17 protein-coding genes are annotated in these 18,469 nt (G+C 58.6%); 10 read left to right on the top strand and 7 right to left on the bottom strand.

Annotated features, from left to right (window positions below; genetic code table 11):
• Positions 1-224: 224 nt before the first annotated feature.
• The gene (locus AC3ISI_RS28720) at positions 225-1,523 is read left to right on the top strand and encodes an MFS transporter (RefSeq protein WP_489334821.1); all 1,299 of its coding nucleotides are present in this window, start codon (positions 225-227) and stop codon (positions 1,521-1,523) included.
• 9 nt (positions 1,524-1,532) lie between these two features.
• Here AC3ISI_RS28720 and AC3ISI_RS28715 read toward each other — a convergent pair whose 3' ends face one another.
• The gene (locus tag AC3ISI_RS28715; protein WP_489334820.1) at positions 1,533-2,048 is read right to left on the bottom strand and encodes a PIN domain-containing protein; all 516 of its coding nucleotides are present in this window, start codon (positions 2,046-2,048) and stop codon (positions 1,533-1,535) included.
• Entirely contained in the window at positions 2,045-3,103 is a 1,059-nt protein-coding gene (locus AC3ISI_RS28710) for a helix-turn-helix domain-containing protein (RefSeq protein WP_489334819.1), read from the bottom strand. Before AC3ISI_RS28710 ends, AC3ISI_RS28715 begins: the two co-directional genes overlap by 4 nt.
• A 188-nt stretch (positions 3,104-3,291) precedes the next feature.
• Between AC3ISI_RS28710 and AC3ISI_RS28705 the strand changes: the two genes are divergently transcribed.
• The 7 genes from AC3ISI_RS28705 (at position 3,292) to AC3ISI_RS28675 (ending at position 12,462) form a co-directional block, all read left to right on the top strand.
• Positions 3,292-4,293: a phosphate ABC transporter substrate-binding protein PstS gene (locus AC3ISI_RS28705; protein WP_489334818.1), complete on the top strand. Its 1,002-nt coding sequence runs from the start codon at positions 3,292-3,294 to the stop codon at positions 4,291-4,293.
• A 216-nt stretch (positions 4,294-4,509) separates the two neighbouring features.
• On the top strand, positions 4,510-6,792 hold the full coding sequence (locus AC3ISI_RS28700; RefSeq protein ID WP_489334817.1) for an ABC transporter permease subunit: 2,283 nt from the start codon (positions 4,510-4,512) through the stop codon (positions 6,790-6,792).
• Positions 6,793-6,807: 15 nt separating this feature from the next.
• On the top strand, positions 6,808-8,478 hold the full coding sequence (pstA, locus tag AC3ISI_RS28695; RefSeq protein ID WP_489334816.1) for a phosphate ABC transporter permease PstA: 1,671 nt from the start codon (positions 6,808-6,810) through the stop codon (positions 8,476-8,478).
• Between the two features lie 145 nt (positions 8,479-8,623).
• Positions 8,624-9,457: a phosphate ABC transporter ATP-binding protein PstB gene (gene pstB / locus AC3ISI_RS28690; protein WP_007942698.1), complete on the top strand. Its 834-nt coding sequence runs from the start codon at positions 8,624-8,626 to the stop codon at positions 9,455-9,457.
• 72 nt (positions 9,458-9,529) lie between these two features.
• A complete protein-coding gene (gene phoU / locus AC3ISI_RS28685; RefSeq protein WP_008150055.1) occupies positions 9,530-10,291 on the top strand; it encodes a phosphate signaling complex protein PhoU in 762 nt (253 codons plus the stop codon).
• A 167-nt stretch (positions 10,292-10,458) separates the two neighbouring features.
• The gene (locus tag AC3ISI_RS28680; protein ID WP_489334815.1) at positions 10,459-11,358 is read left to right on the top strand and encodes a response regulator; all 900 of its coding nucleotides are present in this window, start codon (positions 10,459-10,461) and stop codon (positions 11,356-11,358) included.
• Between the two features lie 207 nt (positions 11,359-11,565).
• A complete protein-coding gene (locus tag AC3ISI_RS28675; RefSeq protein ID WP_489334814.1) occupies positions 11,566-12,462 on the top strand; it encodes a peptidoglycan DD-metalloendopeptidase family protein in 897 nt (298 codons plus the stop codon).
• Between the two features lie 43 nt (positions 12,463-12,505).
• On the opposite strand, the gene AC3ISI_RS28670 is transcribed toward AC3ISI_RS28675, so the two are convergent.
• The 3 genes from AC3ISI_RS28670 to phoB all read right to left on the bottom strand — a co-directional run bounded on the left by AC3ISI_RS28670 (position 12,506) and on the right by phoB (position 16,027).
• A complete protein-coding gene (locus AC3ISI_RS28670) occupies positions 12,506-13,846 on the bottom strand; it encodes a hemolysin family protein (protein WP_218439871.1) in 1,341 nt (446 codons plus the stop codon).
• Between the two features lie 123 nt (positions 13,847-13,969).
• On the bottom strand, positions 13,970-15,292 hold the full coding sequence (phoR, locus tag AC3ISI_RS28665; protein WP_489334813.1) for a phosphate regulon sensor histidine kinase PhoR: 1,323 nt from the start codon (positions 15,290-15,292) through the stop codon (positions 13,970-13,972).
• Positions 15,293-15,337: 45 nt separating this feature from the next.
• Positions 15,338-16,027 (bottom strand): phosphate regulon transcriptional regulator PhoB, encoded by a 690-nt coding sequence (phoB, locus tag AC3ISI_RS28660; protein WP_007896474.1) that lies wholly within the window; start codon positions 16,025-16,027, stop codon positions 15,338-15,340.
• A 152-nt stretch (positions 16,028-16,179) separates the two neighbouring features.
• On the opposite strand from phoB, the gene AC3ISI_RS28655 reads away from it, so the two are divergent.
• Positions 16,180-16,563 (top strand): COG4315 family predicted lipoprotein, encoded by a 384-nt coding sequence (locus AC3ISI_RS28655; protein ID WP_489334812.1) that lies wholly within the window; start codon positions 16,180-16,182, stop codon positions 16,561-16,563.
• A 70-nt stretch (positions 16,564-16,633) separates the two neighbouring features.
• Here the strand turns inward: AC3ISI_RS28655 and ubiA are convergent, their stop codons facing one another.
• Both ubiA and AC3ISI_RS28645 read right to left on the bottom strand, forming a co-directional pair.
• Positions 16,634-17,524, bottom strand: a complete 891-nt coding sequence (gene ubiA / locus AC3ISI_RS28650) for a 4-hydroxybenzoate octaprenyltransferase (protein ID WP_489334811.1) — start codon at positions 17,522-17,524, stop codon at positions 16,634-16,636.
• A complete protein-coding gene (locus AC3ISI_RS28645) occupies positions 17,524-18,087 on the bottom strand; it encodes a chorismate--pyruvate lyase family protein (RefSeq protein ID WP_489334810.1) in 564 nt (187 codons plus the stop codon). The genes ubiA and AC3ISI_RS28645 overlap by 1 nt, the downstream gene beginning before the upstream one ends.
• A 200-nt stretch (positions 18,088-18,287) precedes the next feature.
• On the opposite strand from AC3ISI_RS28645, the gene AC3ISI_RS28640 reads away from it, so the two are divergent.
• On the top strand, positions 18,288-18,458 hold the full coding sequence (locus tag AC3ISI_RS28640) for a rubredoxin (protein ID WP_007942683.1): 171 nt from the start codon (positions 18,288-18,290) through the stop codon (positions 18,456-18,458).
• The last annotated feature ends 11 nt before the right edge of the window (positions 18,459-18,469 follow it).

The raw sequence follows: 18,469 nt of genomic DNA, 5'->3' as shown, positions 1-18,469 counted from the left end.
CTGGTAGAGCCAGCAGCGTCTTCGCACAGCAATCCTTTCAAAGTGTTGCAAGATCGCCAGTATATCGGTCGGTAGACTCCGAGACGACCGTCCGGTTCTCATTTTGACCGTCAAAAACGCACCTCTATGTGCTTTTTCGAACAATTTGCTATCGTGCCGGACCTGCCCAAGCCTCCGCCAGCGTTGTTGAGGTTGCAGATTCGACTATAAGAGAAGCCCTTGCCATGACCACAGCGCCCTCGAGCATCGCGCAACCGACCCAACCCGCACGTCCGTTGACCCGAAACGACTACAAGACTTTATCGCTGTCTGCCCTGGGCGGTGCGCTGGAGTTCTACGACTTCATCATCTTTGTGTTCTTTGCCACGGTGGTCGGCAAACTGTTCTTCCCGGCGGATATGCCCGAGTGGCTGCGCCTCATGCAGACCTTCGGCATTTTTGCCGCCGGCTACCTGGCGCGGCCGTTGGGCGGCATCGTCATGGCGCACTTCGGTGACCTGTTGGGGCGCAAGAAGATGTTCACCCTGAGCATTTTCATGATGGCGGTGCCGACCCTGATCATGGGTTTGCTGCCGACTTACGCGCAGATCGGCATGTGGGCACCGATTCTGTTGCTGCTGATGCGGGTGATTCAGGGCGCGGCGATTGGAGGTGAAGTGCCGGGTGCGTGGGTCTTCGTTTCCGAACACGTCCCGCAACGGCATATCGGCTACGCTTGCGGCACCCTGACCAGTGGTTTGACGGCAGGCATTCTGCTGGGCTCATTGGTGGCCACGGCGATTAACAGCATCTATACCCCGGTGGAAGTGTCCGATTACGCCTGGCGGATCCCCTTCCTGCTGGGCGGCGTGTTTGGCCTGTTCTCGGTCTACCTGCGCCGCTGGCTGCACGAAACCCCGGTGTTCGCCGAGCTGCAACTGCGCAAAGCCCTGGCCGAAGAAGTGCCGCTGCGCGCCGTACTGCGTGACCATCGCGGCGCGATCCTGATTTCCATGCTGCTGACCTGGCTGCTGTCCGCCGGCATCATCGTGGTCATCCTGATGACCCCGACCGTGTTGCAGACCGTTTACCATTTCGCGCCGACCACAGCGTTGCAGGCCAACAGCGTGGCGATTGTGTTCCTGAGCCTTGGGTGCGTGGCGTCGGGCGCTCTGGCCGACCGTTTTGGTGCGGGGCGGGTGTTTGTGTTTGGCAGTGCCGCGTTGCTGCTGAGTTCCTGGACGTTCTATCACAGCCTGTTCAATCATCCGGAGTGGCTGTTTCCGATGTACGCCTTGACCGGTTTGCTGGTGGGCACTATCGGCGCGGTGCCGTATGTCATGGTCAAAGCCTTTCCAGCGGTGGTGCGCTTTAGCGGGCTGTCGTTCTCCTACAACCTGGCCTATGCGATTTTCGGTGGTTTGACGCCGATGGTGGTGACGCTGCTGCTGAAGGAGAGCCCGATGGGGCCTGCCTACTATGTGGCGATCATTTGTGGGGTCGGGATTGTGGTGGGTGGTTATCTCTGGAAGAAGGGGCGCTAACCATCTCCATCAAGGCTTTCGCCAGCGCGAAAGCCTTGCCTCACACTCACCTGACGGTAATCGTGCTCCGCGCATGAGCATGTCCTCTAAAGCATCCGCAGCCTGCAGCAATCCAACAACCTGATGGTCAACCATCAGGTCCAGCAACCAGAGTGCGCCGTGTACCTGTAGCCCATCTTTTTGTGCCTGCCGTCTAAGTTTGCCGTCCCCCGTTAATAACGGTCGACCTGTTTGTTGAGCAAGTAGATAGCAGGACACGTCTGCCAGAGAACTGTTGTTATGTTCGACTTTGAGACTGAACAGCCGTGCCACTTCCGGACCATCGAATGATTCGACAATTAACCCGTGGGCAAGCAATTCGTCATGCGGGAAATCTTCGAGTTCGTGCAGTACGAAATCTGTACAGCAAAGCGTGAACGGCAGTCTGAACATCTGTTCCAGCAGTCCAGCAGTCCAGCAGTCCTGCATTCCTGCATTCCTGAAATCGATCCATATATTCGTATCGCTGATGTAGATCAGACTCATGCACTCTCCAGTGAGCCCAGGAAATTGGGATCTAAAGCGCTCACTGGTTTGCGTAGAAGTTCAGCTGCACGGGATTTGGTGATCAATCCTTCGGCCAATCCCCAAAACACCAACGACTCAAAACGTTGTGGCGGTTTGCACGGCATGGGCTCGGGCTCGGCCTTGCGCCAGCCGTTCGAGCTAAATTGAATGGTGAGGGATTTGTAACCTCCATCGCTGAGAAGATTTAAATCCTTGAGGCGCCGCAGCGCTGCGTGCATCGAAATCCCGTATTGGCGCTTAGCGATAAGTAATTCCCGGGGGTGAATCCTGGAACGAGGGTGATTGCCAAAGTCACTGGTGACACCTTTGGCCGGATAGAGGAAGGCACCCGCGAAACGATGGCAGCAGTTTTCCTTTTCTCTTTCGGGCATCTCTTCGGGTAACTGCATGATCCAATGACCAAGCTCATGGGCAGCGGTGAAGCGTATGCGTTCGCCCGGGCGTTCCGAGTTCAGTGCGATCAAGACATGACGACCGTCACCAGTAGCGGCGCAGGCCCCATCAAAGTCATCCGGACCCATGAGCATCGCTACCTTTATGCTGTGCTCTTCCAGTTGCTCGGTAAGATTGGAGATGGGATCACTGCCGATCTTCCAGAATTCACGCAGTTGCTCGGCCGCGCGTTCAGCTTCTTCGATAGAGGAAACCGGCAGCATTTGCGCTGGGGTGGCCGGAGTCTGAATGTCCGCCGGGTCGAAGCAATTCTCCAGAGCGATGTAGCGCTCGAGATGCTCTCGAATCTGTTCTTCAACTTGAACCTGGCGGTATTTCGGCATTTTCGCCAGTTTGCGAAACTCTAACGGTGCAAGCGGCACAGCCTCCGCCCGGAAAAAGTACTCAGGACTGACCTCCAATACTTTTGCCATTTGTAACAGGCGTGCGGAGTTTGGAGTGCTTGCCCCTTTCTCGTATTTGCTGAGGCCTTGCTTGGTGATATCGCCAAGCTTGAGCGCTAAAGCCTCTAGAGACATGCCCCGCAGTAGGCGAGCGCGGCGGATTCGGTCGTTAATCATGGGTTCCTCTCGTGGTTGACAAGGCTATCTTCAAGTTGTGATTTGTCAACCTACGCTGCAAGGCTGGATGTATCCGACACCCGAATGCTGGCCTTTCATCCAATTGTCATATTTCAGCCATAGAGTGTTCACACGGCCTGCTGATACTTGGCCCCGACTTAACACACCCTATCTGCTAGGAGTAAGGCATGAAACTGAAGCGTTTGATGGCGGCAATGACTTTTGTCGCTGCTGGCGTTGCGACTGCCAACGCGTTCGCCGCTGTTGACCCTGCTATCCCGAGCTACACCAAGACCACTGGTGTGTCGGGCAACCTGTCCAGCGTCGGCTCCGATACTCTGGCCAACCTCATGACCCTGTGGGCTGAGAACTACAAAAAAGAATACCCGAACGTAAACATTCAGATTCAGGCCGCTGGCTCCGCCACTGCGCCACCTGCGCTGACTGAAGGCACCTCTAACCTGGGCCCGATGAGCCGCAAGATGAAGGACACCGAACTGGCTGCCTTCGAGCAGAAGTACGGCTACAAGCCAACCGCTATCCCGGTTGCAGTAGACGCCCTGGCTGTGTTCGTGCACAAAGACAACCCGATTCAGCACCTGACCATGGAACAAGTCGACGCGATTTTCTCGTCCACTCGTCTGTGCGGCGCTAAAACCGACGTGAAAACCTGGGGTGACCTGGGCGTGACTGGCGACCTGGCCAACAAGCCGGTTCAACTGTTCGGCCGTAACTCGGTATCCGGCACCTACGGCTACTTCAAAGAAGAAGCCCTGTGCAAAGGCGACTACAAGCCAAACGTCAACGAACAACCGGGTTCGGCTTCGGTCGTGCAGTCGATCAGCTCCTCGCTGAACGGCATCGGTTACTCGGGCATCGGCTACAAAACCGCTAGCGTGAAGACTGTGGCTCTGGCCAAGAAAGGCAGCACTGACTTCATCGAAGACACTGAAGAAAACGCCCTGAACGGCAAATACCCGCTGTCGCGTTTCCTCTACGTTTACGTCAACAAAGCCCCGAACAAGCCTCTGGCCCCGCTGGAAGCCGAGTTCGTGAAACTGGTTCTGTCTAAACAAGGCCAGGAAGTTGTAGTGAAAGACGGTTACATCCCACTGCCGGCCAAAGTTGCTGCCAAAGCACTGGCTGACCTGGGCCTGGCGGAAGGCGGCCCTGAAGTCGCAAAAAAGTAACACCCTAGGTCCGGGGTAAACCCGGACCTGTAGGAGCCGGCTTGCCGGCGAAGGCATCACAGCGGTGCAACAGTTGAATCAGAGTCGACTGCATCGCCGGCAAGCCGGCTCCTACATCCCCAAATTACCGGTCTGCCGCCAGTCCCCGCTGGCGGCGGATTTGTTGCGTCACTGCATTGTCATCTTTCTGTCATACAGGATCGCTAGGGTGTGCGCATGAATGATCTGGCCAATTCCACCATGACTACGAATCCCCCCAAGCGAATTGATTTCAATACGCCTGAGCTGCAACGCAAGCGCCGCATTCGCGCGCTCAAAGATCGCCTGACCCGTTGGTACGTCCTTATTGGCGGCCTCGCTGTCCTTGGCGCGATCACGCTGATTTTCTTCTTCCTTGCTTACGTCGTTGCGCCCCTGTTCCAAGGTGCCAGCCTAACCTCCAAGGACGCCATCACGCCTGCCTGGATGCAAGACGCCGGCAAGCCGTTGATGATCTCCCTCGAAGAACAGAACCAGGTCGCCATGCGGGTTTCCGACAAGGGCCAGGCACTGTTCTTTGATATCGACAGTGGCGCTGAACTCAAGCGCGTCGATCTGCCTGTTCCGGCCGGCACTCACGTGACCTCCATCGGCGAAGACCAACCGGGTCATCCATTGGTGGCGGTCGGCTTGTCCAACGGTCAAGCCCTGGTGTTCCGTCACACGTATAAAGTCAGCTACCCGGACGGCAAGAAAACCATCTCGCCGGCCATCGAGTATCCGTATGGCGAAACCCCGATCGTGTTGAACGAGGCGGGCGGTGCGCTGGAGCATGTCAGCCTCAACGCCAACGATACGACGCTGATGCTGGTCGGCTCCACCGGTTCGCAACTCAATGTTTTGTCGCTGACCAGCGAAGAAAACATGATGACCGGTGAAGTCACCAACGAGCAGAAGCGTATCGATCTGCCGCAGATGACCGAGCCGGTGAAGAACATCTTTGTCGACCCGCGTCAGCAGTGGCTGTACGTGATTAACGGTCGTGCCCAGGCCGATGTGTTCAGCCTGCGCGACAAGAGCCTCAACGGTCGCTACAAACTGCTTGAAGACGGCGAAGCGCAAATCACTGCCAGTACTCAACTGGTGGGTGGCATCTCGCTGATCCTTGGCGACTCCAAAGGTGGTCTGGCCCAGTGGTTCATGGCGCGCGACCCCGATGGCGAGCAGCGTCTGAAGCAGATTCGTACCTTCCAGATGGGCACCACGCCGATTGTTGAAATCAGCGCCGAAGAACGTCGCAAAGGCTTCGTCGCCCTCGACGCCTCCGGCAAGCTCGGTGTGTTCCACAGTACCGCTCACCGCACCTTGCTGGTGGAACAGGTTGTCGAAGGCCAAGGCATTTTCGGCATGTCGCCTCGCGCCAACCGCATCATCGTCGAAGCGGGCGGCAAGCTTCAGCCGCTGCTGCTGGACAACCCGCACCCGGAAGTATCGTGGAGCGCGTTGTGGAGCAAGGTTTGGTACGAGAACTACGACGAGCCTAAATACGTCTGGCAATCGACCGCCGCCAACACCGACTTCGAACCGAAGATGAGCTTGTCTCCGCTGACCTTCGGCACCTTGAAGGCCGCGTTCTACGCCATGCTGTTGGCTGCACCGCTGGCCGTCGCTGCTGCGATCTACACCGCCTACTTCATGGCTCCGAGCTTGCGCCGCAAGGTCAAGCCGGTGATCGAGCTGATGGAAGCAATGCCGACGGTGATCCTCGGTTTCTTCGCCGGTCTGTTCCTTGCGCCGTATGTGGAAGGGCATTTGCCGGGCATCTTCAGCCTGTTGATGCTCCTGCCGATAGGCATCCTGGTCGCCGGTTTCACCTTCAGCCGCCTGCCTGAGTCGATCCGCCTGAAAGTGCCGGACGGCTGGGAAAGCGCGATCCTGATCCCGGTGATTCTGTTTGTGGGCTGGCTCTCGCTGTATATGAGCCCGTACATGGAAACCTGGTTCTTCGGCGGCGACATGCGCATGTGGATCTCCCACGACCTGGGCATCACCTACGACCAGCGCAACGCACTGGTGGTTGGTTTGGCCATGGGCTTTGCGGTCATCCCGAACATCTACTCCATTGCCGAAGACGCCGTGTTCAGCGTGCCTCGCGGTTTGACCCTGGGTTCCCTGGCCCTTGGTGCTACGCCGTGGCAGACCATGACGCGGGTGGTGATCCTCACCGCCAGCCCGGGTATTTTCTCGGCGCTGATGATCGGCATGGGCCGTGCGGTCGGTGAAACCATGATCGTGTTGATGGCCACCGGTAACACCCCGGTCATGGAAATGAACCTGTTCGAAGGCTTGCGCACACTGGCGGCTAACGTCGCGGTGGAAATGCCCGAATCGGAAGTCGGCGGCAGCCACTACCGCGTGCTGTTCCTCTCAGCGTTGGTGCTGTTGTTGTTCACCTTCGTCATGAACACCCTCGCAGAACTGATTCGTCAGCGTCTGCGCAAGAAATACTCGTCGCTTTAAGAAAGGTAGAAGTCTGTGAAACAGAACTCCCTGAATGGATGGTTCAAGAGCGGCGCCCCCGGCGTCTGGATCAGCGGTGGCGCGGTGTCCATCGCGGTCATCATGACCATTGGCCTGCTGGCGGTGATTGCCGTGCGCGGTCTGGGTCACTTTTGGCCGGCTGATTTGATTCATGCCAACTACGACGTGCCGGGCCAGGCCAATCACCTGGTCATTGGCGAAGTGGTACAGAAAGAAGAAGTGCCGCGTGAGCGCCTGAAAAGCGCCGGTCTGCCGGTGCCCGATCAGGGCCCGGAGTTCATGACCCGCGAGCTGATCAAAGTCGGCAACCGTGACTTGAATGGCAACGACTTCACTTGGATCGTCGGCGAATGGCTGACCAACCAAAAGACGCCACCTGAGCTGATGACCATCGAGCGTCGCGAGTGGGGCAACTTCTACGGTTACCTGGTCAACGTCAAACAGGACGGCAAAGTCATCGCTGAAGGCGAAGGGGCCTGGCCGGAACTGCAGGCGCGTGTTGATCGCGTGAACAAGCTCGCGGCACAACTCAAGACCCTGGAAAAGACCGACATCGGCGCGATCAACGCAGGTCTTGAACGCATCCGTCTGCACGGTCGCAAACTGGAGCTGGCCGGCAAGCTCGACGCCGCCGCGCAAGCGGACATGGATGCCGAACGCGCTGAGCTCAATGCACGTTATCAAGACATCGAAGCCCGTCTGAATGACTTGCACGCCCAGTTCAACCGCGACAGCCTCACGGCCCGCGATGCGAACGGCAAAGAAGTCGAAATCAGCATCGGCAAAGTGGTTCACGCCTACCAGCCGAACGCCATGGGCACGATGACCAAAGTCGGCTTCTACTTCAGCAAGGTCTGGGAATTCCTCAGCGACGACCCGCGTGAAGCAAACACCGAAGGCGGGATCTTCCCGGCGATTTTCGGCACCGTGATGATGACGTTGATCATGGCGATGATCGTGACGCCATTCGGCGTGCTGGCGGCGGTCTACCTGCGTGAGTACGCCAAGCAGAACGCGCTGACCCGGATTATCCGGATTGCCGTGAACAACCTGGCAGGCGTACCGGCCATCGTTTACGGCGTGTTTGGTCTGGGCTTCTTCGTCTATGTGCTGGGCGGCTCGGTTGACCGGTTGTTCTTCCCTGAAGCACTGCCAGCACCGACCTTCGGTACGCCGGGTCTGCTCTGGGCTTCCCTGACGCTGGCGCTGCTGGCGGTGCCGGTGGTGATCGTGGCCACCGAAGAAGGTCTGGCGCGGATTCCTCGCACCGTGCGTGAAGGCTCGTTGGCCCTCGGCGCGACCAAGGCGGAAACCTTGTGGAAGATCGTGCTGCCAATGGCCAGCCCGGCGATGATGACCGGCATGATCCTCGCCGTGGCGCGCGCCGCCGGTGAGGTGGCGCCGTTGATGCTGGTGGGTGTGGTGAAACTGGCACCGTCGCTGCCGCTGGACGGCAACTACCCGTACCTTCACCTTGACCAGAAGATCATGCACTTGGGCTTCCATATTTATGACGTCGGCTTCCAGAGCCCGAACGTCGAAGCCGCACGGCCGCTGGTGTACGCCACGGCGCTGCTGTTGGTGCTGGTGATCGCCACGCTCAACCTGTCGGCCGTCTACATCCGCAACCACCTGCGCGAGAAATACAAAGCGCTGGATAGCTGATTGAGGTCGACACGGCCCCCTGTAGGAGCTGGCAAGCCAGCTCCTACAGGGGGCCGGCGCCAGACAAAGATTTTGAGTAAGCCCCTGGCCTGAACACCAGGCCGGGGGTTAAACGAACCGAATTTGTTAGCACAGGGAGCCTCCCATGCAGCACGAAACACATACCCACGGCATCAACATGTCGGCCCTGGGTCGCGACAAACAGAGCCTGAGTCTTGAACAGGAAACCGTGGCCATTGAAGTGCCGGGCCTGAGCCTGTTCTACGGCGATAAACAAGCGCTGTACGACGTCAGCATGAACATCCCGAAACAGCGCGTGACCGCCTTCATCGGCCCGTCTGGCTGCGGCAAATCCACGCTGCTGCGTACCTTCAACCGCATGAACGACCTGGTTGACGGCTGCCGTGTCGAAGGCGCGATCAACCTCTACGGCAACAACATCTACCGTAAAGGCGAAGACGTGGCCGAGCTGCGTCGTCGCGTCGGCATGGTATTCCAGAAGCCGAACCCGTTCCCGAAAACCATCTATGAAAACGTGGTGTACGGCCTGCGCATCCAGGGCATCAACAAGAAGCGCATTCTCGACGAAGCCGTCGAATGGGCGTTGAAAGGCGCGGCGCTGTGGGACGAAGTCAAAGACCGTCTGCATGAGTCGGCACTCGGCCTGTCCGGTGGTCAGCAGCAACGTCTGGTGATCGCGCGCACCATCGCCGTAGAGCCGGAAGTGCTGTTGCTCGACGAACCGTGCTCGGCACTCGACCCTATCTCCACGCTGAAAGTCGAAGAGCTGATCTACGAACTGAAATCGAAGTTCACCATCGTCATCGTGACCCACAACATGCAGCAAGCCGCGCGGGTTTCCGACTACACGGCGTTCATGTACATGGGCAAACTGGTGGAATTCGGCGACACCGACACCCTGTTCACCAATCCGGCGAAGAAGCAGACCGAAGACTACATCACCGGTCGTTATGGCTAGGAAGCCTGTGGTTGCTCACTGAACTGACGCTGCGGCCCACCGCACCTTACCGGACGCTCCAAGGACGCCAACATGATTAGTAAAGAAGGCCTTACCCACCACATTTCCGCGCAGTTCAACGCCGAGCTGGAGGAAGTGCGCAGCCACCTCCTGGCCATGGGCGGGTTGGTGGAAAAGCAGGTCAACGACGCGGTGACCGCGCTGATCGAAGCCGACTCAGGTCTGGCCCAGCAGGTTCGCGAGATCGACGACCAGATCAACCAGATGGAACGCAACATCGACGAAGAATGCCTGCGCATTCTGGCCCGTCGTCAGCCGGCGGCGTCTGACTTGCGTCTGATCATCAGCATCTCCAAGTCGGTCATCGACCTTGAGCGCATCGGTGACGAAGCGACCAAAATCGCCCGCCGCGCCATTCAGCTGTGCGAAGAAGGCGAAGCGCCGCGCGGTTACGTCGAGGTTCGTCACATCGGCGACCAGGTGCGCAACATGGTGCGTGACGCACTGGACGCATTTGCCCGCTTCGACGCCGACCTGGCGTTGTCGGTGGCGCAGTACGACAAAATCATCGATCGCGAATACAAAACCGCCCTGCGTGAGCTGGCGACCTACATGATGGAAGACCCACGCTCTATCTCGCGGGTCTTGAGCATCATCTGGGTGCTGCGTTCGCTGGAGCGGATCGGCGACCACGCGCGCAATATCTCGGAACTGGTGATTTACCTGGTGCGCGGCACCGACGTGCGTCACCTGGGTCTCAAGCGCATGAAAGAAGAAGTTGAAGGAACAAGCGGCGAAACCGCTAATGTTCCGGGCAAAGCTGACGATAAGTAAGACTGCCCAAGAAAAACGCCCGGTCCTTTGGCCGGGCGTTTTTGTGTGTGGCTTTCGACGTTAGAAGCAGCACCCGCGAACGAAAAGTCCCGGCGTGACTGAAGGTTTTTGGCGATGTGCCATCAGCAAGACGGTAGGCTTGCCGGGATTTTTTCGAGGGATGGTGGATGAGCAAGATCAGCGTGTTGGTGGTGGACGATGCAGCGTTCATTCGTGACCTGGTAAAAAAATGCCTGCGTAACGTCTTCCCGGGCATCCGCACGGAAGACGCCATCAACGGCAAAAAAGCTCAGGCGATGTTGGCCAAGGAAACGTTCGACCTGGTCCTGTGCGACTGGGAAATGCCGGAAATGTCTGGCCTGGAACTGCTGACCTGGTGCCGCGAGCAAGACCACCTCAAGACCATGCCCTTCGTGATGGTGACCAGCCGTGGCGACAAAGAGAACGTCGTGCAGGCGATTCAGGCCGGCGTTTCCGGCTACGTCAGCAAGCCCTTCACCAACGAACAGCTGCTGACCAAGGTCAAACAGGCGCTGAACAAGGTCGGCAAACTGGACGCCCTGATGAGCGGTACGCCGCTCAAAATGAACTCGGCCTTCGGCGGCGATACCTTGAGTGCATTGACCGGTGGCAAACCTGCCGTGGTCGCACCGGCTCCAACTGCCGCACCGTCTCGTGGCTTGCTCAACAGCCCACCGGTCAAAGCCGCGACCGCCGCATCGCCTGCCAGTGGGCGCGGTCAAGGCCAGCTGCGCTTGCCCAGCGGCATCCAGCAATGCGTGATCAAGGCATTGAGCATCAAGGAAGCGCTGCTGGTGGTTAAGCGCACGGACATGCTGCCGCAAGTACTCGACAGCGCCGTGCTCGACCTGGAGCAGGGCGAGAACGCTGAAATTGCTCGTCTGAACGGTTACCTGCATGCGGTTGTCGCCCACGAGCCGAAACCCGACAGCGACTGGTTGCAACTGACCTTCCGCTTCGTCGACCAGGATGCCCAGAAGCTCGACTACATCTCCCGCCTGATTGCCCGGGGTACGGCGCAGAAGCACTTCATTCCTGGCGCGTGATCTTCGTCGCCTGACAGGTCCTCATCGCGAGCAGGCTCGCTCCCACAAGGTTTCACACAATACCTGTGGGAGCGAGCTTGCTCGCGAAGGGACCCTCAAAATCACCACACATCTGCTGAGTCGCCCATTTTGAAACATCTGCCGACTACCTGGGTCCATTGCAGCTGCTAGGCTCAATCCAAGGCCTTACTCGACAGAACCCTGCTCATGTTCGCGCGACTGCTGTTTATCTGTGGGCTGATCATGGTCGCCACCTCCGCCATGGCCATGACGGTCTACAAGTCCACCGACGCCAATGGCGTGGTCACCTACAGTGACCGCCCCACCAAAGGCTCAGAGGTGTTCCTTTTTCGTGATCGCATGGATGAGCACCTTGAGCGCCAGGTGTACCTGGTTGTCATGAAGAAGGACGGCGTGCACAGCGTGTACGTGCGCAATAACCTGTATGCGCCGGTGGAAATCAATGTGAGTTTCGGCGGATTGAAAAATGTCAGCGGCGCGCCGGGTATACCGATTCACAAGGTTTTACCGGCACGTAGCAGCGTTCGTGTTGCGGTGCTCACCGCGACGCAGAGCGGAATGCCGCTGGTGTACACCCCACGGTTCAAATATGCCTTGGGCAACCCCTCAGGCTCCGCCATGGCCTATCGATACCCGTTCCCCTGGCGAGGCGGTCCGTTTCGTGTGAGTCAGGGTGCCAATGGTGATTACAGCCATTTCGGGCCAAAGAATCGCTATGCGATGGACATCGCCATGCCCGAGGGCACGCCGATCATCGCCGCGCGTGGCGGGGTGGTAGTGAAAACCGAAAGCGGGCAGACCGGACGCGGCACTAACCCGTCGGGCAACTTCGTGCGGGTGCTGCACAATGACGGGACCATGGGCGTGTATTTACACCTCAAGCAAGGTTCAGTCAGGGTTCGAGAGGGTCAGCGGGTAGAGGTGGGCAGTGCGTTGGCGTTGTCGGGTAATACCGGCAACAGCACCGGGCCGCACCTGCATTTTGTGATACAGCGCAATACGGGATTGGGGTTGGTGTCGATTCCGTACCAGTTCAAACAACCGGTAGGGGTGTTGCCCAACTTTGTGTTGGGCAAGCAGTAAAGGGTTGCCTGATCTGACGCCATCGCGGATCCGGATCAGCCTATCAGTCGAGCATCAACACCTTGGCCAATATGATCTTCGGCCCTTTCATCTTCTTGATGATGATCCGCAGACCTTCGACTTCCAGCACTTCTTCCTCTTCCGGCACCCGCTTGAGGCTTTCGTAGACCAGCCCGGCGAGGGTTTCGGCTTCGACGTGATCCAGATCGATGCCCAGCAGGCGTTCGACCTTGAACAGCGGTGTATCACCGCGCACCAGCAGCTTGCCCGGCTGGTACGCGAGGATCCCGCGTTCGGCCTTGCGGTGTTCGTCCTGAATGTCGCCGACCAGCACTTCCAGCACGTCTTCCATGGTCAGGTAGCCAATGATGTTGCCATCGGCCTCTTCGACCACAGCGAAGTGCGAACCGCCCTTGCGGAACTGTTCCAGCAACTGCGACAGCGGCATGTGCCGCGAAACACGCTCCAGCGGACGGGTCAGTTCCGCCAGGTTGAACGATTCGGGTATGTGATCCAGTGCCGCCAGTTCCAGCAACAGGTCCTTGATGTGCAGCAGACCGACGAACTCTTGGCGGTCACTGTCGTACACCGGGTAACGGCTGAATTTGTGGCGACGGAACATCGCCAGGATTTCCTTGAGCGGTGCATTGAACTCCAGCGTCACCAGGTCTTCCCGGGAGTTGGCCCAGTCGACCACTTCCAGTTCGCCCATTTCCACGGCCGAGGCCAATACACGCATGCCTTGGTCGCTTGGGTCCTGGCCGCGGCTGGAGTGCAGGATCAGTTTCAGCTCTTCACGGCTGTAATGGTGCTCGTGATGAGGGCCGGGTTCACCTTGGCCGGCGATCCGCAGGATGGTGTTGGCGCTGGCGTTCAGCAAGTAGATCGCCGGGTACATGGCCCAGTAAAACAGGTACAGCGGCACGGCGGTCCACAGCGACAGCAACTCGGGTTTGCGGATGGCCCAGGATTTCGGGGCCAGTTCACCGACGACGATGTGCAGGTACGAAATGACAAAGAACGCGGCGAAGAAGGATACGCCTTTGATCACTTCGGCCGACTGCACGCCGACCGCTTCAAGCATCGGTTCGAGGATGTGCGCGAACGCCGGTTCACCGACCCAGCCAAGGCCGAGGGAGGCGAGGGTGATACCCAACTGGCACGCCGACAGGTAGGCATCGAGCTGACTGTGAACGGTGCGCAGGATATGCCCGCGCCAGCCGTTTTTGTCAGCAATGGCCTCAACCCGGGTCGAGCGCAGTTTGACCATGGCAAATTCCGCCGCAACGAAGAAACCGTTGAGCAAAACCAGGATCAGAGCAAAAAGAATCATGCCGAAATCGGCGAATATTGTTGCGAGGGTCAAGCCAGGGGAAGGGTCCATGATGGAGTTTTGCGGGTTCCGTGTATTCAAAAGGGGGATAAATGCTGTGCCTGAAGGGTAGGCGCAAGTCAGCCAATGTAGCGGCTGACTGGTCGATTGCCTAGTGGCCTGTGCTGGCCGGTATCAGTCTGCGGTCCTGAGAACTTGTGATTTGGCCACCTGGGCCGGGGCAAAGTGGCAGGTAAAGGTGCTGCCGTGGCCCGGCACACTGCTGATCTCCATCCGCGCGCGATGGCGCAGCAACACGTGTTTGACGATGGCCAGGCCCAGGCCGGTGCCGCCGGTGTTGGAATTGCGGCTGGAGTCGACACGGTAGAAACGTTCGGTCAGGCGCGGCAGGTGTTTGCTGTCGATGCCGATCCCGGAGTCCTGCACGCTCAGGTGCGCGCCTTGTTCATCAGCCCACCAGCGAACGCGGATATTGCCTTCGGCCGGCGTGTATTTCACCGCGTTGAACACCAGGTTGGAAAACGCACTGCGCAGTTCCGCTTCGCTGCCCTTGAGCAGAACCGTCGGGTCGGCTTCCAGCGTGATGCGTTGGTTTTTCTGGCCGGACAGCTGCAGGGCGTCGCTTTTGATTGACTGCAACAAGCCGTCAATCGCCACAGGCTGGTTGTCCGACGGGTAATCAGTGGCTTCCAGTTTGGCCAGCAGCAGCAAGTCGTTGAGCAACGTTTGCATGCGCCCGCCTTGTTGCTGCATTTGCTGCAAGGCACGGGTCCAGCGCGGATTAACTTCCTCGGCATTGTCGAGCAGGGTTTCCAGATAGCCGCAGATCACTGTCAGTGGTGTGCGCAACTCATGGGAGACGTTGGCGATGAAGTCTTTGCGCATCTGTTCCAGTTGATGGATACGCGTGACATCGCGCACCAGCATCAAGTGTTCGTTGTTGCCGTAGCGCGTGATGTACAGCTGAATGCGCACGCGATCATTGGTCGGCGACGGGATTTCCAGCGGTTCGGCGTAGCTGTCCTGCTCGAAATATTCCTTGAAACGCGGGTGGCGCACCAGGTTGGTCACCGGTTGACCGCTGTCTTGCGGAGTCTTGAGGCCGAGCAGGGTCTCGGCGGCGCGGTTCCACCATTCCAGGTTGCCGTCGCTGTCGAGCATGATCACCGCGTCTTTGAGCGCGGCGGTGGATTCCTGGACCCGGTCGATCACCGCTTGCAGGCGCCCGCGAACCCGTTGGTCGCGGCGTTGCAGGTGATAGATGCTGTCGAACACTTCGCCCCACAGGCCGTAGCCATCGGGCGGTGCTTCATCGGGTGTGTGCAGGCGCAGCCATTCGTGCAGGCGCAGCAGTTGCTTGAGGGTCCAGGCCAGATAAATGCCCAGCCCTGCGGCGAGGCTCCAGCCGTAGTAGCCGGTAATCAGGCCGATCACCAGGCAACCGGTGACCAGTAACAGCATGTGGCGAATCAGGGTGCCATGCCAGTTTTGGTTCACGGAAACGTGCGTCCTTGTCAGCTTGTCGGGCGGGTAAGGGCAGGATCAGGCTTTGGTTGAAAACCGGTAACCCGTACCACGCACGGTTTGTACCAGATTTTCGTAGGCATCGCCGAGGGCTTTGCGCAGACGGCGGATATGCACGTCAACGGTGCGCTCTTCGACATACACATTGCCGCCCCAGACCTGATCCAGTAACTGGCCACGGGTGTAGGCACGTTCCTGGTGGGTCATGAAAAATTGCAGCAAGCGGTATTCGGTCGGGCCCATTTCGGCCGGCTTGCCGTCGATGGTTACGCGGTGGCTGATCGGGTCCAGCAGCAGGCCGCCGACCTCAATCGGTGCCTCACCATCGGTTGGCCCGGCACGGCGCAACACAGCTTTGAGGCGGGCAACCAGCTCTCGCGGGGAAAACGGTTTGGTGATGTAGTCGTCGGCGCCGACTTCCAGGCCCTGGATCTTGTTGTCCTCTTCACCCTTGGCGGTGAGCATGATGATCGGGATGTCCCCGGTCAGCTCATCGCGCTTGAGACGACGGGCCAACTCGATACCGGAGGTGCCGGGCAGCATCCAGTCGAGCAGGATCAGGTCCGGCTTGCGGTCGACGATGATCGCATGGGCCTGTTGGGAGTTCTCGGCCTCCAGGCAGTCATAGCCGGCCATTTCCAACGCAACGGCGATCATTTCGCGAATGGGCGCTTCGTCGTCGACGATCAGAATGCTCCTGCCAACCATGCCTTAGTCCTCTTGTCATTTAACTGTCTTGCGCCGCATTAGATAACGGAATTATTGCAGTCGTGTGACAGTATTTTAGCCACACGGCGATTGTCATGAACCTGGACTAAGCTCTAAGTCCGAATCCTGACAACCACGAGAGGAAGGTTTCCATGAAGCAATACTCGCATTCCTTTAAAGCCTTGCTGTTGGCTGCGGCGTTTTCCTTGCCGACCCTAGCCTTCGCGGCCGATCCGGCGATGATGAAAGGCGACATGATGGTCGACCATAAAGGCATGACTCTTTACACCTTCGACAAGGACACTGGCGGCAAGTCAGTGTGCACTGGTGAGTGTGCGGAGTACTGGCCACCGTTCATTGCAGAGGCGGGTGCCAAGCCTGAAGGTAAATGGACAATCATCAAGCGTGACGATGGCACGATGCAATGGGCCTACGGCGGCAAGCCCCTTTACTACTTCCAGAAGGACAAGGCACCTGGAGAAATGAAGGGTGACAAGATGAAAGACGTCTGGCACGTCGTTCGCGAGCATATGTAAAAGGTGTTGCGAGCCCTATAAAGATCGCACCCCCGTAGCCGCTGGCGCAGCCTGCGTCAGCGGCTACGAATCAGTGCAGCGCGTAATCAAGCACAATCCCGACAAAGATCGCCAGCCCGGCCCAATGATTGTGCAAAAACGCCTTGAAGCACCGCATCCGGTCCTTGTCGCGGGTATACCAGAATTCCCACGCGAAACAGCCAGCCGCCGCCAACAAACCAAGGTGGAACCAGCCCCCGAGCTCGAACTTCGACCCGGACAGCAACAAGCAACCTAGCGCCAACCCTTGCAGCGTCAGAATGATCACCCGGTCCGCATCGCCAAATAGAATCGCCGTGGATTTAACCCCGATCTTGAGGTCGTCATCACGGTCGGTCATCGCGTAATACGTGTCATAACCCACGGTCCAGAGCAGGTTGGCGATCCACAGCAACCATGCTGCCGCCGGCAGTTCACCGGTCTCGGCCGTGAACGCCATCGGCATCCCCCACGAAAACGCGGCGCCCAGCACCACTTGCGGGTAATAGGTGTAGCGCTTCATGAACGGATAGGTGAACGCCAGCGCCAACCCACCCAGCGACAACCAGATCGTCGGCGCGTTAGTGCACAGCACTAGCAGGAAACTCACGCCCATCAACAGCGCAAAGAACACCAACGCTTCTTTCGAACTGATCTTGCCGCTGGCCAGTGGCCGTTGCGCGGTGCGTTTGACATGTCCGTCGACCTTGCGGTCCGCCCAGTCGTTGATCACACAACCACCGGCACGGGTCAGCACTACGCCGAGGACGAAAATCACCACGTTGGCCAAGGACGGCGAGCCTTTACCGGCAATCCACAGCGCCCATAAGGTCGGCCACAGCAGCAGATAAATGCCGATGGGCTTGTCCATACGCGTCAGTTGAATGAAATCCCAGGCCCGAGGGTTCAAACGGTTCAGGGACTTGAGCAGGCTCTGGTACATCAGCAGTTCTCCGGATGGGCGCGGGTGGCGGTCCATAAGGTCGGCAGGAAAATCTCGGCCACCAACACGCTCAAGGCGCCACGGTCGAAACGCGAGCGCCGACCCCACAGCTCGGGTGCCCGGCATCCCTGCGGCAGCCATGCCTGAGGATAGTGACAAACCTCGATAGCGCGACGCTGGAACGCGTGATCGCAAAACAGCAATTCCCCCAGGGAGCGGCTGCCCAGTTCGTCCATGTGCAAACCATCGCCCTGCAAGGCGCTGCGTGCCGCCACGCTGCGCGCAAACACCCACGCCTCGCCATGACCGCGCAAATACACCTCGCGCACCCAGCCCTCACTGCCTTCGGCCAGGTCCAGCGCTGCGCATTCGTCGGCGCGCAAAGGTTGCCAGCCCTCGAACATAGGCGAGACGCTGAAGGCATCATTCGACAGATGAATCAGACGTCTGGTCAGCGAGCCTTCGTCGAACAGCCAGTCGAGGGTAGAGGCGTCGGGGAGGGGCGCCAGTTCGCTGCGGGAGAGCCAGAGAGGCGCTGGAGAGGGGGATTCTGTGTGTTGCACAATGAGTCATTATTGGCAGCAAATGAGGCGGCGAGCTTAACATGTCAGCCACCGATATTGAGTGAAATGGCCCGCCGTTGCGCCGAACAGGCTTGCATCTGCCGGGCCCGATCAGTACAAAACGCCCTGAGCCGGACGGCAGCGCTGCAACCATCGACCGTTCGCGCCGGCAATACGCCTGAATCCTGAGGATGAAACAAATGAAAAAGTGGCAATGTGTGGTCTGTGGCCTGATCTATAACGAAGCCGACGGCTGGCCGGACGATGGCATTGCGCCGGGCACACTGTGGCAAGACGTGCCGGAAGACTGGCTGTGCCCGGACTGCGGCGTGGGCAAAATGGATTTCGAAATGATTGAAATCGCTGCTTAAAACAATTTAGA

This window comes from Pseudomonas sp. GL_139_B (genome assembly GCF_057834475.1).
This window is presented reverse-complemented; position numbering and strand designations above follow the sequence as displayed.